Genomic DNA, 13,420 nt, shown 5'->3' with positions numbered 1-13,420 from the left:
GTCCAAGATCGGTTACTCATACGCCGATAGCCCAGAGGCATGGATGAACGGGGCCGAGGAGGCTAGGGCAGCGCGAGCCGACCCCGGACGCTGCGCACAACAAAAAGCCGACCAAAGCGACGAATCATCGCTCTGACCGGCTTCAACAGGTCGGTTGACCGTTTTTACTGTGCTGCTGGTTGGTTGGTGTCCGAGGGGGGACTTGAACCCCCACGCCCGATAAAGGGCACTAGCACCTCAAGCTAGCGCGTCTGCCATTCCGCCACCCGGACCAGGTGTTGTCGGTGCGGGGCGCTGCCCGCGGCGACATGGACAACAATACCAAGGATTCGGAGTGCCTTTCACCTGGCTATTCGCCTAGGGCATAAGCTCTATTTATGGGCAATAGCGGGCAAACGGTGCAGGTTGGCGGGATGCGCAGGCCACGGCCGCTGTCGCCGTTGCGGGAGCATCTGCGGGATACGTTCTGGTTCACGCCGGCGGCGGGGCTCGTCGGGGCGATGGCGCTGGCCACGCTGGTGCTGGCGCTGGACAGTCTGCTGATCGAGGCGTTGCAGGAGGACGGCGAGTACGGGACGGTCTCGTCGCTGATCAAGCTCTCCGAGGACGCCAAGTCGATCATCACGACCGTCGGGTCCGCGATGCTGACGTTCATCGGCGTGGTCTTCTCGATCAGCCTGGTGGCGCTCCAGATGGCCAGCGGGCAGTTCACCCCGCGGGTCGTGCGGCTCTATGTGCGCAGCCGGATCACCAAGTGCACCTTCGCGGTGTTCCTCGCCACCTTTCTCTTCGCCCTGCTGGTGCAGGCGTCGTATGAGGGGGACGCGGACCCGCGCACCGTGACAACGGTTCCGGTCATCTCCGGGCTCACCTGTGTGGTGCTGGTGCTGGTGAGCCTGGTGCTGTTCGTCGCTTATGTGAACTCGACGCTCCGGCTGATGCGGGTCAGCCATGTCATCGACCGGATCACGCGTGAGGCGTTCCGGGTCCTCGACCGGTACGAGCGCGGGAGCGGGGAGGCGCCCGCGCTGCCCGAGGCGGTGGCGGAGGCCGAGCACCAGGGGGCTGCCGGGGTGCTGCGGGACGTACACATCGCGCGGCTCGTACGGATCGCGCGGCGCAATGGCACGGTGCTGCGGCTCGTACCGCGGATCGGCGATTTCGTGGTGCCGGGGACGCCCGTACTCGCCGTGCACGGCGGGACCAGGCCGTCGCCGCGCGCCCTGCGGCACACCATGACCGTCGGCGTCGAGCGGACGTACCACCAGGACCCCGCGTTCGGGTTGCGCCAGCTCTCGGACATCGCGCTGCGCGCCCTGTCCCCCGCCGTGAACGACCCGACGACCGCCGTGCAGTGCCTGGACCGGATCACCCAGTTCCTGGCCGCCGTCGTGGATCGGCCGTTCGGCGTCCTGCACCACCGCGATGCGAAGGGGGCGGTACGGCTGGTGCAGGAGTTGCCGGGGTGGAGCGATCTGGTGGATCTGGGCTTCAGCGAGATCCGGGGCTGTGCGGTCGGAAACCCGCAGGTCAGCCGGCGAATGCTGGCCGCGCTCGATGATCTGTGGTGGCTGGCCGACGACGAACGGCGGGTGCCCCTGGCCCGGCACCGTACGCTCCTGACGCAGGCCGTGGAGCGTACGGCGGCGGAGCCCGCCGACCGGGCGTTCGCACTCCGCCCCGACCGGCAGGGCATCGGCTAGGCACGATTGCCGGACCCCCCGCGATCGGCCAGGCGTGACTGCCGGGCTCCACACGATCGGCCAGGCACGGCTGCCCGGCTCCGTGCGGTAGCCGGTGTCTCAATCCCGTAGCTCCTTTCCCGGGCCTCTGGACAGCGCCCAGCGGAGGGGAGTACCAAGGTGTCCATACAGTATTCGTCGACTGTATGCAATTTACCGCCATTGCGGACCCAGCTCTCCCCCCACGAAGCACAGGTGCGAAAAGTAAGGAGGCCCGCTGTGGCAACTCACGGCACAGCCAGGGCGCTTGAAGGTGTGCGTGTGCTCGACATGACACATGTGCAGTCCGGCCCGTCCGCCACCCAGCTCCTCGCCTGGCTGGGCGCGGACGTGGTCAAGCTCGAAGCCCCGACCGGGGACATCACCCGCGGCCAGCTCCGCGACCTGCCGGACGTGGACTCGCTCTACTTCACCATGCTCAACTGCAACAAACGCAGCATCACCCTCAACACCAAGACCGCTCGCGGCAAGGAAATACTCACCGAACTGATCCGCCGTTCCGACGTGTTGGTGGAGAACTTCGGGCCGGGCGCGGTGGACCGGATGGGCTTCCCCTGGGAGCGAATACGGGAGATCAACCCCCGTATCGTCTACGCCTCCATCAAGGGTTTCGGGGACGGTCCGTACACCGGGTTCAAGGCGTACGAGGTGGTCGCGCAGGCCATGGGCGGGTCGATGGCCACGACCGGCTTCGAGGACGGGCCGCCGATGGCGACCGGCGCGCAGATCGGCGACTCGGGCACCGGCGTGCACGCGGTGGCCGGCATCCTCGCCGCCCTCTACCAGCGCGAACACACCGGGCGCGGGCAGCGCGTGAACGTCGCCATGCAGCACGCCGTGCTCAACCTGTGCCGCGTGAAGATACGCGACCAACAGCGGCTCGCCAAGGGCCCGTTGGCCGAGTACCCGAACGACGCCTTCGGCGACGAGGTGCCGCGCTCGGGCAACGCGAGCGGCGGCGGCCAGCCCGGCTGGGCCGTCAAGTGCGCGCCGGGCGGCCCCAACGACTACGTGTACGTCATCGTCCAGCCCGCCGGCTGGGGCCCCATTACCGAGTTGCTGGGCCGCCCGGAGCTGGCGGCGGACCCGGAGTGGGCGACGCCGGAGGCCCGGCTGCCCAAGCTCGGGAAGATGTTCCAGCTCATCGAGGAATGGACGAGCACGCTGCCCAAATGGGACGTGCTGGACCGGCTCACCGCGCGCGACATTCCCTGCGGCCCGATCCTCTCCACCAAGGAGATCCTCGCGGACGCCTCACTCGCCGCCGACGGAATGGTCGTCGAGGTCGAGCACCCCGAGCGCGGCACATTCACCACCGTCGGCTCGCCCATCAAACTCTCCGACTCCCCCACCACCATCGACCGCTCGCCGCTGCTCGGCGAGCACAACTCGCAGATATACGCCGGAGAACTGGGCCTCGACGAGGACGAGATCCGGCGGCTCACAACGGATGGAGTGATGTGATGGGCCACTTGGTGACCTAGCGCGGCCCCGAGCTCACGAAAAGACCGGAACAGAGACCACTGATCAGGTTCTTTCGCAGCCAAGGGGACGACACCATGAGCACAGACGAACGACAGAGCTACGGGCAACAGGGCCCTGAACGACCAGACGCGGAACGGCTCTCCACAAATCGGCCGGACCCGGAACGTACGGCCTCGGAACGCACGGGCACGGAACGTACGGCTTCGGAGCACACGGGCACGGAACGCACGGGCACGGCGCGGAAGGGCGCCGAGTCGCCCGCCTATCGCGAGATCACGGACAGCAAAGGGCGCGTTTATCGCGTCGGCGAGAGCGACATCGACATACTCGGCCACAAACGCCGCCTGATGGTGATCCTGCCGTGGGTCGCCATGATGGGCATCAGCGTCTTCGAGTACGCCTACGGGTCCGCCGAGAGCACGCTGCACAAGGCACACGGCTGGACGAACACCAACACCTTCTGGATTCTCAGCGTCTGGGTCTTCTTCCAGGCCGGCATCGCCTTCCCCGCCGGCCGGCTGCGGGAGAAGGGCCTGCTCTCGGCACGCGCGGCCATGTTCCTGGGGGCCGGGCTCGCCTGCGTCGGATTCCTGTCGATCTCGCATCTGCACAACGTCGTCGAGGCGATCATCGGCTTCGGGGTCATCGGCGGCATCGGGGCCGGCATGGTCTACGCGACCTGCATCAACATGGTCGGCAAGTGGTACCCCGAGCGGCGCGGCGGAAAGACCGGATTCGTCAACGGCGGATTCGCGTACGGCGCGCTGCCGTTCATCTTCATCTTCAACTACACCTTCGACGCCGGGGACTACCGGGAGGTACTGGACCTGGTCGGGCTCTATGTCCTGCTCGTGGTGGGGTGCTGCGCGTTCTTCTTCAAGGACCCGCCCAAGAACTGGTGGCCCGCGCACATCGACCCGCTGAGCCCGCGTACGGCCGGCAAGCACGCCGACAGCCTCTCGAAGAACCCCCCGGCGGCCCGCCAGTACGGACCGCTGGAAGCCACCCGGACCGGAATGCTGCCGCTGATGTGGTTCTGCCTCGTCATCATCGCGGGGGTGTCGATCTTCGGTATTTCCTTCCAGGTGCCTTTCGCCAAGGATGTCGGTTTCGGTCCGCTCATGGCGGCCATGTCCATGGGCATCATGTCGGTCATCAACGGAACGGGCCGGGGCGCCGTCGGCTGGCTCTCCGACCGGTGGGGGCGAAAGCCGACGCTGGTGGGCGTGCTGGTGATCGAGGGCATCGCGCAATTCGGAGTGCTATGGGCGGGCGATGCCCGCAACCAGGTCCTCTTCCTGTTCTTCGCCGTCGTCTCCGGATTCGGCGGCGGGGCCTTCTTCCCGCTGTTCGCCGCGCTGGTCCCGGATTACTTCGGCGAGAACCACAACGCGTCCAATTACGGGCTGGTCTACAGCGCGAAACTGGTCAGCGGCCTGTTCGGCGGCGGGCTGGGCGCGATGGTGGTCACGGCCTGGGGCTTCTCCGGCGCGTACGTCCTGGCCGGCGTCCTGTCGCTGGTCGCGGCGGGGTGCTCGATGTTCCTCCGGCCGCCGGGACAGCCCCGGCTGCCGCGGCGGGTCAAGGTCCGGACGGCCCCCGTGCCGGTTCATCGCGAAGCGATATAGACCGCTCCGCGGCGGGCGCGGCGGGCGCCACGGGCGCGGCTGTCCGACCATCTGGGCATCTTGCCGTCTGGCGGACGACAGCGTGGATGTGTGCGGGCCGGTGGCGTGTATGCGTGCGGGCCGGCGGTGTGGATGCCGCCGGGCCGTACGTACACGTGTGGGCAGGGCCGGCCGTACGTACGTATGAGTCGGGCCGTACGTACGCGCGTACCGGCTCAGACAGAGGCCGACGTGTCGCGCTCGTGGTACGAGAGGCGCGTGTGCTCGGTGTGGGTGCGCATGATGTCGGTCGCCTTCTGCTCGTCGCGGGCGGCGATCGCGGCGATCAGTTCGCGGTGCTCGATCCAGGACTGCTTGCCGCGCTGCCGGGCGATCGGCGTGTAGTACCAGCGGACGCGGCGGCCGACCTGCTCGGCCAGCTCGGTCAGGACGGCGTTGCCCGCCAGTTGCATGACCTTGGCGTGGAACTCGGCGTTGGCGGCGACGGCCGCCTCCACGTCGTCCTCGCGCACGGCCCCCTCGCCCTGCGCGCACAGCGTCTCCAGCTCCGAGATGCCGGCCGAGGTGGCGTTCGCCGCGGCGAGCCTGGCGGCCTCGGCCTCCAGCAGCGTACGGACGGAGAGGAGCTGGTCCGCCTCCTCCTCCGTGGGCTCGTGGACAAAGGCGCCCTGCGCGGGGCGCAGGTCGATCCAGCCTTCGGTGTTGAGCCGCTGGAGCGCTTCGCGCACGGGCTGCCGGGAGACGCCGAGGTGGCCGGCGAGCTCGCTCTCGACGAGGTGCTGACCAGGCCGTAGGGCGCGCGTGGTGATCAGGTCGAGCAGCGCCTCGTACACGCGCTCGCGCAGTGGGCCGGGGCGTTCGAGTTTCGGTACCGATCCCTGTGGCAGTCCGGCGGACAGCATCGGGCCCCTCCGTTGGTTTCTGTCTACGGTCTACGGCGAACTTTAGACGGCTGAGCGGCACGCCTCGTAAAAAAGTTCGAGCACCCTTCGCGCACCACCCCATCCCTATGAAATACTGTAGACAATATTCCGCTCTGGGGAGAGTGAATTCGCCCTTTCGGCGCCGATTTCGCGCCCTTGAGCGTTATCCGCACCCGGCGCGCTCGTCGTGCGCCGGGACATGGGCCGGACGCCGGCTCTCCATATACGTGCAGGACAATGGGTTCGCCGGGGGCACCTCGGACGGTACACGCCGAATCGGACGGACGGGACTGATCGACATGGGACGGGTCACCGCGCGACGCCGCGTCATCCGCATTCGCGACGGAGCCGTGAACGCGCGTCCGGACACGCTCGTCACGGAGGAGCCGCTGGAGATCCGGCTGAACGGAAAGCCGCTGGCCATCACGATGCGCACGCCCGGCGACGACTTCGCGCTGGCGGCGGGCTTCCTGGTGAGCGAGGGCGTACTCGGCGGCGCGGACGAACTGGCGAACATCGTCTACTGCGCCGGGGCGACCGAGGACGGGTCCAACACCTACAACGTGGTGGATGTGCGGCTCGCGCCCGGCGTCCCCGTTCCCGACATCACCCTGGAACGCAACGTCTACACCACCTCGTCGTGCGGCCTGTGCGGCAAGGCGAGCCTCGACGCCGTACGGACCACGACGCGCTGGGACATCGCCGACGCGCTGCCGGTCCGCATCGAGCCCGAACTGCTGGCCGCCCTCCCCGACCGGCTGCGCGCGTCGCAGCGGGTCTTCGACCGGACCGGGGGGCTGCACGCCGCGGCGCTCTTCACCGCCGACGGCGAACTCCTCGACGTACGCGAGGACGTGGGCCGCCACAACGCCGTCGACAAGCTCGTCGGCCGCGCCCTCCAGCAGGGGCGACTGCCGCTCTCCGACGCGATCCTGCTGGTCTCCGGCCGGGCGTCCTTCGAGCTGGCGCAGAAGGCGGTGATGGCCGGCATCCCCGCGCTCGCGGCCGTCTCCGCCCCCTCCTCGCTCGCCGTCGACCTCGCCGCGGAGACGGGGCTGACCCTCGTCGGCTTCCTCCGCGGCTCTTCGATGAACGTGTACGCGGGCGAGCACCGGATCGCCCTGCACGCGGAGGCCGGGCGCGGCTGACGGGGCGGGCCGATGGGCCGGGGCCGATCGGCTGGAGCTGTCGGGCGGGAGCTGATCCGGGAGCGGCTGATCCGGTAGAGGGCAGAGGGCGCGGCGCCCCTCGGCGCCCCGCCCGCGGCTCTCGGTTCGTCGGCTTGTTCGTCGGCTTATTCGTCGGCGCCGCCCGGCGCCGCTTCGGGCTCGGCCACGCGCGTGAGCAGGGCGAGGAGCAGTTCGCGCTCGGTGACCGAGAGCGGGGCGAGGAGCGCCTCGTTGGCCTCGTCCCCCAGTCTGGCGAGGCGGATCAGGCGGCGGCGGCCCGTCGCGGTGATGGCGATGGCGTTCTTGCGGCGGTCCTTCGGGTCCGGGGCGCGGGTGATGAGCCCCGCGGCCTCCAGGTCGTTGAGGAAACCGACCATGTCCTTGGGGTCGAACCCCGTCGAACGCCCCAGCTCCGCCTGCGCCACCGGCTCCAGATCCGCTACGGCGGAGAGCACGGCGTGATGCGGCATGCGCAAGCCGTCCTGCGCGAGGGCCTCGCTCACCAGTCTGCGGCCGCGGGCGGCCGCGCGGTTGAGGAGCCAGCTCGGCAGGGCTTGGATCCGCGCGAGGGCGGCGGGGTGCTCGGTGTTCTCGGCCATGGGAAAACTCTATCGAAAAAACATTGGGTTTCCCAATGAAGACGTGTATCGTTGGGACTCCCAACGGCAACGGGAGGTGGGGGCGTGCGACGCGTCCGGTATTTCGAGAACGGCGGCCCCGAGGTCCTGCGCGTCGAGGACGCCCCGGTGCCCGCCCCCGGCCCCGGCGAGCTGTTGCTGCGCACGGAGGCGATCGGCGTCACCCTGCCCGTCGTACGGAAGGTGCGCGAGGGAGGGCAGCCGCTGCCCGCGAGCCTCGGCGGCGAGGTGGCCGGAGAGGTCATCGCCCTCGGCCCGGACGTCACGGACTTCTCCGTGGGCGACCGCGTCACCGGCCTCTGCTTCGGCGACGGCTACGCGGACCGTGCCCTCCTGCATACGGCCATGGCCTCGCGCGTCCCGGACGGCGCGAGCGCGGCGGACGCCGTCGCGCTCGTACGGTCCGGGCTGGTGGCCCTCGGCGCGTACGAGGCGGCTCGGCCCGACACGGGCGAGTCCGTGCTGGTCACCGGGGCGGCGAGCGGGGTGGGTCACCTCGCCGTGCAGCTCGCCAGGGCGCGTGGCGCGCGCCGCGTCGTGGCCGCCGCGAGTTCGCCGGAGAAGGCCGTGTTCCTGAAGGGGCTGGGAGCCGACGAGGTAGTGGCGTATGCGGACGAGTCCTGGGGCGAGCCGGTCGACATCGTGCTGGACGCGGTCGGCGGGGAGCTGCTCCCCCGCGCCGTGGCCGCCCTCGCGCCGGGCGGCCGGCTGGTGGCGTTCAGCTCGGGGGGTGGGGCCATACAGGCGTACGACCTCCTCGTGGGGGCGAAATCCGCCATCGGCTTCCAGCTCGGGCTGATAGCCCGTCAGCGGCCGCTGCTGTACGAGCGGTGGCGCGCGGAGCTGTGGCGGCTCTTCGCCGAAGGGGCCCTGCGACCGGCGATCCATGCCGAACTGCCCCTGATGCAGGCTGCCGCCGCCCACGCGATCATCGAGAAGCGCGCCAACCTCGGCAAGGTGATCCTCCGCCCAGGGTGATCCCCAGTCAGGTGACGTGCGGTTCTTGTGGGTGCGGAGGGGCGGCTATGGCGTTCCCCGCGCCGCGCATGGGACATAGGACGTTGGACCTCCAGTTGTCGTGAAGGGCGCACCATGGATTCGAATCTTCGTGCACTGCACCGACATGTCGTCAAGAGACGCCTCACCAGCGGGCATCTCATCAGCGGACTATCCATCAGGAGACGCCCCGTCAGCGGACGCTCTGTCAGCGGCCCCTCCACCAGCAGCGGACCCGCCCTCGGCAGAAGCCCGGTCAGCGGCGGACCTGCCGTCGGAGGACGCCCGGATAGCGGCGGGCCTGCCATCGGCGAGCGTCCCGTCACCAGCGGGGCTGCCGTCGGAGGACGCCCGGTCAGCGGCGGACCTGCCGTCGACGGACATGCTGCTGGTCGACGCGCCGTCAGCGGACGCGCCGTCAACGGAAGTGCTGTCAGCGGAAGTGCTGTCAGTGGGCGTGCTATCAGCGGAGATAGTGCGAGCGGAGGCGACGCCAGCGGGCGCGGTGCCAGCGGATGCAGTAGCAGCAGGCGCGGTGCCAGCGGACGCGCTACTGGCGGGCGTGCCGTCAGGCGATGGCTGCGGCGGGCCTTGACCCTGGCCTCGGGAGCGCTGCTCGCCCTCCTTCCCCTGCCCGCTCCGGCCGCGGGCGCCGCCCTTGCGGCGGTGCCCGCGGACTTCGACCAGCGCGTCCTGTTCAAGGCGTCGCAGGACCGCGGCGGCTACGCGTGCTTCCGCATCCCCGCGATCGTGCGCTCGACCCATAACACCCTTCTCGCCTTCGCCGAGGGCAGGAAGCGCAACTGCGGCGACGCGACCGACATCGACCTCGTTCTCAAGCGCTCCACCGACGGCGGCCACACCTGGGGGCCCCTGCAGGTGGTCGACAAGGGCAACGGCGACACCCACGGCAACCCGGCGCCGATCGTCGACCGCGACAGCGGCCGGATCGTGTTGGCCACCACCCATAACAAGGGGCGATCGGACGCGAAGAGCTGCGACGTGCCATGCGCCCGCACGCCGCACATGCAATACAGCGACGACGACGGCGCGAGCTGGTCGCGGTCGCGGGACGTCAGCCGCGAGCTGCGGCCGCGCGGCTGGAACTCCTGGTACGCGACCGGGCCGGTGCACGGCATCCAGCTCACCCACGGCCGGCACCGCGGCCGGCTCGTCTTCTCCGTCAACGCCGAGAGCTGGGACGGCCACCGGGTGACCGCCAACCACGCGGCCCTCATGCACAGCGACGACGGCGGGCGGCACTGGCACATCGGCGCGGTCGACAGTTGGCCCATCTCCCCCGGCGGCACCTTCCGGCAGAAGCCCTCGGAGATGACGATCGCCGAGCGGAGCGACGGGGCGATCTATGTGAACGGGCGCGAGCAGGACGGCGTCGACCTCGGCAACCGCGACTACGCCGTCAGCCGCGACGGCGGCGACAGCTTCGCCGCGCCCTTCCGCACCATCCCGGACCTCTATACGCCCATGGTCCAGGGCTCCGTCATCCAGCGGCGCCCCGGGCGCTGGCTACTCTCCCTGCCGGGTGACCCCGACCGCCGCCGGACGATGATGATCCGCTCCTCCTACGACGAGGGCCGCACCTGGGAGAGCGCGGACCGCGGCAAGGTCGTCTCGGGCGACTGGGCGGGCTACTCGGACATGGTGACGATCGACCGCGAGCGGACCGGGCTGCTCTACGAAGGGGGCGTGCACGAGGCGCGGGAGGAGATCCGGTTCGCGCGCTTCACGGAGCGCTGGCTCGGTCCGCGCCGCGGCGCGGACCCCAGAACCCGGGATCACGCGCCGCACGCGCGAGCCGCTTCCGTGCTCGGCGGCGCCCACGCCACGGACGGCAGGTTCGGGTCGGGGCTCGCGTTCGACGGGAAGGACGACGCCGTCCGGCTGCCGTACCGCGACTCGCTGCCGCTGGGTTCCCGTGACTTCACGGCGGCGCTCTGGTTCCGCTACGACGCGGCAGGCGGCGAGCAGCCGTTCCTGTGGATGGGCGGGGTGGGCGACAGGTCCCCGCAGGTGGCGTTATGGGCGGAGCCGGCGGAGGGCCGAATATCCGGCCGGATCACGGTGTTATCGGGCTCGGCGCCGGCCAGGACCGCCGTCGTCAGCAGCCAGGGGGCGTACAACGACGGCCAGTGGCACCATCTGGCGCTGCGGCGCGGTGACGGACGGCTCGTCCTGACCGTCGACGGCGCGGCCACGACCGCGCCCGACGTGCCGGGCACGGTGAGCCGCACCTCGCCGTTCGGGGTGCACCTGGGGCAGAGGACCGACAGCCGCGCGCAACTGACGGGGGGTCTGGACGAGGCGCGGGTGTACGGCCGGGCGCTGACCGACGCGGAGCTGGACCGCGTACGGACCGACAACGCCCCGGTCGGGGGTGAGCCCCCGGTGCTGTGGCTGCCGCTGGACCGCGTGGAGCGATTCTGATGGACCACGTGGGGCGATTCTGATGGACCGCGTGGGGCGGTTCTGAGACGCCGGCGGGGCGGGGGTCAGGGGTGGGTGGTGTCGCGGTGGCGGGGGAGGGTGAGGAGCATCATGAGCACGCTGCCGAGCAGGACGAGGCAGCCGACGCCGAAGGCCAGGCCGTAGCCGTCGGCCATGGCGGTCTTGCCGCCGCCGGAGCCGATGCGGGAGGCGGCGACGGTGGAGAGGATCGAGAGGCCGAGGGCGCCGCCCATCTGGCGGGAGGTGTTGATCAGGCCGGAGACGAGGCCCTGGTCGGAGGGGTCGGCGCCGGAGGTGCCGAGGGAGGCTACGGGCGTTGCCATCAGGCCCGCGCCGAGGGCCATGAGGACGCCGGGGCCGAGGATGTCGGTGAGGTAGGCGCCGTCGGCGCTCATACGGCTCTGCCAGACCATGCCGGCCGCGGATATCAGCGCTCCGGTGATGGCGAGGTTCTTGGCGCCGATGCGGTGCATGAGACGGGGGGCGATCTTCGAGCCGAGGACGATGCTCAGGGAGTGCGGGATGAAGGAGAGGCCCGCTTGCAGGGGCGTGTAGCCGAGGACGTTCTGCATGTAGAGGGAGAGGAAGTACCACATCGAGAACATGGCGGCGCCGGCCAGGACCATCGCCGCGTTCGCCGACGACACCGACCGGATGCGGAAGAGCTTCAGCGGCATCAGGGGCGCCTTGGTGCGGGCCTCGACCGCCACGAAGGCGGCGATGACGACCAGCCCGGCGGCCATCGGCAGCAGGGCGGCCGGGGCGGTCCAGCCCTTCGACTCGGTCTGCACGATGCCGTACGCCACCAGGGCGAGGCCGCCCGTCACCAGGAGCGCGCCCGGGATGTCCAGCCGCCGTCCCGCGCCCCGGCGGCTCTCCGTCAGCCACAGCGCGGCCCCGAGCAGTACGAGGGCGCCGACGGGCACGTTGATGAGCAGCACCCAGCGCCAGGACAGATACTCCGTGAGCACGCCGCCGACCAGTCCGCCCACCGCGCCGCCGCCCGCGCCGACGGCGGTCCAGGTGGCTATCGCGCGGGTCCGGGCGTGGCCCACGGGAAAGGAGGTGGTGAGGATGGTGAGGGAGGCCGGGGAGAGCACGGCCGCGCCGACGCCCTGCACCGTGCGGGCGGCGACCAATTGCCACGCCTCCTGGGCGAGGCCCCCGGCCAGGCTCGCGATGGTGAAGAGCACGAGCCCGGCGACGAAGATCCGTTTGCGGCCGAATATGTCGGCGGCCCGGCCGCCGAGCAGCATGAACCCGGCGAAGGTGATCACATACGCGTTGACCACCCACTGCAGCCCCAGCTCGCTCAGCCCGAGCCCGCCGCGCATGGCGGGCAGCGCCACATTGACGACGGAGACGTCCAGCACCACGAGGAACTGCCCGGCGCAGACCAGCAGGGTCACGAGCCAGGCGGGGGCGGTTCTCTGGCGTATGTCGTCAGGCAGTTCCGTGGGCGCGGCAGTCGAGGGCATGGCCTCATGCTCCCATTCACCTCGTGGGTCTCGCACGGGCGTACGGGGGCACGCGCCCCGGCACACGCGCCCCCGGCGGGGCCGAAGCGCCGGGCGAGGCGGCCGGGGTCAGACTCGGCTGGGTTCCTCGGTGTGTACGCCGAAGGTGTGGCGGAGTCCGGCCGTGCCCTCTTCGGTGGGGTGGACGACGCGGGGGCTCGGGCCGTGGCGGATCCAGTCCAGTTCGAACAGTCGCTGGGTGAGGGCGGCGCCCAGGGCACCGGAGAGGTGGTGGCGCTGTTCGCTCCAGTCGACGCAGTAGCGGATGGCGGGGCGGCGGGAGGGGAGCTGGTCCATGTCGACGCCGAAGGAGGTGAGTTCGCGCCGGCCGGCCTCGGTGAGCCGGTAGTCGATATCGCGGCCGTAGGCGGAGAGCCGGTCGCGGACGGCCTGTTCGGGGCGGTGGATGCCGTCGTGGCCGGTGAGCAGGGAGCGGTCGATGAGGGCGCCCATCAGCGCCACGCCCAGCCGTCCGGCCAGGTGGTCGTAGCACGTGCGGGCGCGGCGGAGGGCGTTGGCGCGGCTGCCCTCGCGGAGCGAGGTGACGGGGAGCGGCGGCGCGATGAGGGCGAGGGCTTCGATGGCGGCGCAGACCTCGGGGCCGGTGAGCCGGTAGTAGCGGTGGCGGCCGTTCTTCTCGACGTTGATCATGCCCGCGTCCACGAGCTTGGCCAGGTGGGCGCTGACCGTGGGGGCGGAGACGCCCGCCTCGGCCGCGAGCAGGGACGCGGGCAGCGCCCGCATGTCGGAGAGCGCCTTGAGGATGCGGGCGCGGGACGGGTCGGCGAACAGGGCCGCGGCGCGCGCGATGTCCGAGTCCCAGTTCTGCTGCGTGGTCATGATGCAAGGGTAGGGC

The 13,420-nt window shown here is 70.6% G+C and carries 10 protein-coding genes and 1 tRNA gene; 6 read left to right on the top strand and 5 right to left on the bottom strand.

From position 1 onward, the window contains the following. Positions 1 to 184: 184 nt before the first annotated feature. Positions 185 to 272 (bottom strand) — tRNA-Leu (locus tag IF55_RS17015). A gap of 141 nt (positions 273 to 413) precedes the next feature. Here IF55_RS17015 and IF55_RS17010 point away from each other — a divergent pair. The 3 genes from IF55_RS17010 to IF55_RS17000 all read left to right on the top strand — a co-directional run bounded on the left by IF55_RS17010 (position 414) and on the right by IF55_RS17000 (position 4,855). Beyond that, positions 414 to 1,703, top strand: a complete 1,290-nt coding sequence (locus IF55_RS17010) for a DUF2254 domain-containing protein (RefSeq protein WP_398244659.1) — start codon at positions 414 to 416, stop codon at positions 1,701 to 1,703. A 258-nt stretch (positions 1,704 to 1,961) separates the two neighbouring features. Then, entirely contained in the window at positions 1,962 to 3,206 is a 1,245-nt protein-coding gene (gene frc / locus IF55_RS17005; protein ID WP_030877145.1) for a formyl-CoA transferase, read from the top strand. A gap of 95 nt (positions 3,207 to 3,301) precedes the next feature. Beyond that, positions 3,302 to 4,855 carry an OFA family MFS transporter gene (locus IF55_RS17000; protein WP_078644541.1) on the top strand — a complete coding sequence of 518 codons (1,554 nt, stop codon included), beginning with the start codon at positions 3,302 to 3,304 and terminating at the stop codon, positions 4,853 to 4,855. A 215-nt stretch (positions 4,856 to 5,070) separates the two neighbouring features. Here IF55_RS17000 and IF55_RS16995 read toward each other — a convergent pair whose 3' ends face one another. Continuing rightward, positions 5,071 to 5,757 (bottom strand): GntR family transcriptional regulator, encoded by a 687-nt coding sequence (locus tag IF55_RS16995; protein ID WP_030877149.1) that lies wholly within the window; start codon positions 5,755 to 5,757, stop codon positions 5,071 to 5,073. 320 nt (positions 5,758 to 6,077) lie between these two features. Here IF55_RS16995 and fdhD point away from each other — a divergent pair, with 320 nt between their 5' ends. Further along, positions 6,078 to 6,926: a formate dehydrogenase accessory sulfurtransferase FdhD gene (gene fdhD, locus IF55_RS16990; RefSeq protein WP_030877152.1), complete on the top strand. Its 849-nt coding sequence runs from the start codon at positions 6,078 to 6,080 to the stop codon at positions 6,924 to 6,926. Between the two features lie 146 nt (positions 6,927 to 7,072). On the opposite strand, the gene IF55_RS16985 is transcribed toward fdhD, so the two are convergent. Then, positions 7,073 to 7,546 (bottom strand): MarR family winged helix-turn-helix transcriptional regulator, encoded by a 474-nt coding sequence (locus tag IF55_RS16985; protein WP_030877153.1) that lies wholly within the window; start codon positions 7,544 to 7,546, stop codon positions 7,073 to 7,075. 84 nt (positions 7,547 to 7,630) lie between these two features. Here IF55_RS16985 and IF55_RS16980 point away from each other — a divergent pair, with 84 nt between their 5' ends. Together IF55_RS16980 and IF55_RS16975 are read left to right on the top strand one after the other, a co-directional pair. After that, on the top strand, positions 7,631 to 8,563 hold the full coding sequence (locus IF55_RS16980; protein WP_030877155.1) for a quinone oxidoreductase family protein: 933 nt from the start codon (positions 7,631 to 7,633) through the stop codon (positions 8,561 to 8,563). A 609-nt stretch (positions 8,564 to 9,172) separates the two neighbouring features. Beyond that, positions 9,173 to 11,026: a sialidase family protein gene (locus IF55_RS16975; protein WP_245661228.1), complete on the top strand. Its 1,854-nt coding sequence runs from the start codon at positions 9,173 to 9,175 to the stop codon at positions 11,024 to 11,026. A 65-nt stretch (positions 11,027 to 11,091) separates the two neighbouring features. Here IF55_RS16975 and IF55_RS16970 read toward each other — a convergent pair whose 3' ends face one another. Next, positions 11,092 to 12,525 carry an MFS transporter gene (locus IF55_RS16970; protein WP_030877159.1) on the bottom strand — a complete coding sequence of 478 codons (1,434 nt, stop codon included), beginning with the start codon at positions 12,523 to 12,525 and terminating at the stop codon, positions 11,092 to 11,094. A 108-nt stretch (positions 12,526 to 12,633) separates the two neighbouring features. Continuing rightward, positions 12,634 to 13,404, bottom strand: coding sequence for an ArsR/SmtB family transcription factor (locus tag IF55_RS16965; RefSeq protein WP_030877169.1), 771 nt, complete (start codon positions 13,402 to 13,404; stop codon positions 12,634 to 12,636). Between the last annotated feature and the right edge of the window lie 16 nt (positions 13,405 to 13,420).

The organism is Streptomyces varsoviensis, from assembly GCF_000718635.1.
Classification (GTDB): domain Bacteria; phylum Actinomycetota; class Actinomycetes; order Streptomycetales; family Streptomycetaceae; genus Streptomyces; species Streptomyces varsoviensis.
Note: the sequence above shows the minus strand (reverse complement) of the source record. Positions and strands in the feature narration are given on the sequence as shown.